Here is a 1,141-nt window from a genome sequence, read left to right as displayed (position 1 = left end):
CCTAAGAAATCAGCGCACCAGGCTATCAGGCAATGCAGGGAAAACTGCATGAAATTGGACTGGGCGATAGATCTGGACATCAAAAGTTTCTTTGATGAAATAGATCATGAGTTAATGATGAAAGCTTTAAGTCATTTTACAGATAAGAAGCACATCCATCTGTACGTAAAACGCTGGTTGGAAGCCCCCATCCAAAAGAAGGATGGTACAATTCAGAAACGAACCAGAGGCACACCGCAGGGAGGAGTGATAAGTCCATTACTGGCAAATATCTTTCTGCACGTTGTTTTTGATAAGTGGATAGAGAAGTACCACCCCGAAGTAAAGTTTGAACGGTATGCCGATGATATCATCATCCATTGCCAAAACTTCAAACAAGCCCTGCGGACACTGGAAGCGATAAAAGCCCGATTTAAGGAGTGTAAACTTCAAATAAAAGACGGCAAGAGCAATATCGTGTATTGCAAGCGCAACCAGAAGAAGCACCCGCCATTTAAGGTGGAATATGTGACCTTTGATTTCTTAGGCTTCACATTCAAACCAAGAATGGTCAAAGGCTACTTTGGGAACTTTCATTTGGGTTTTACCCCGTCCATCAGTCGCAAGAGACAGAAGCGCATCAACCAGACTTTGTTCAAGATGAAACTACACCGTATGGTTCATCTGCGGCTGCCCGATTTGGCAGCCATTATAGCAGACAAACTACGGGGCTGGATTCATTATTATGGCAAGGTGCGGATGAGTGAACTCCACTATGTGTTCCGATTTCTGAACAAGCGATTGGCAAAATGGGTGCGCAACAAATATCGGAGGTTCAGGCGAAAGCATTGGTTCTTTGCCTACAAATGGCTACAGGAGACTGCAAAGCATTTTCCCAACCTGTTTGTGCATTGGCAATATGGCTTTAAGCCTTAGACTTGTTAAGAAGAGCCGTATGATGCGAGAGTATCACGTACGGTTCTGTGAGAGGCTTAGGGGTGAAATTCCCCTTTGCCTACTCTACTTTTTTAATCAGCTATGACCATTCCAGCTATGAGTTAATAGTCATTTTTACCCGAACTTCCCGCTCCAACCAAACCATAGCCCCGCGTCCGAGTTAGGTCCGCTTCGTGATCGACAAGAACCTTTGCCCATAAAGGTC

Annotated in this window: 1 protein-coding gene; it reads left to right on the top strand. The window is 44.6% G+C overall.

Going from position 1 to position 1,141, the window contains the following annotated elements; translation table 11 throughout:
* The coding region (locus HC175_RS15155) for a reverse transcriptase domain-containing protein (RefSeq protein WP_168139323.1) at positions 1-915 on the top strand (915 nt) is incomplete at its 5' end.
* Between the last annotated feature and the right edge of the window lie 226 nt (positions 916-1,141).

It is taken from the genome of Salinimicrobium oceani, assembly GCF_012037645.1.
The sequence above is the reverse complement of the archived record's forward strand: the minus strand, read 5'-3'. Positions and strand labels throughout refer to the sequence as shown.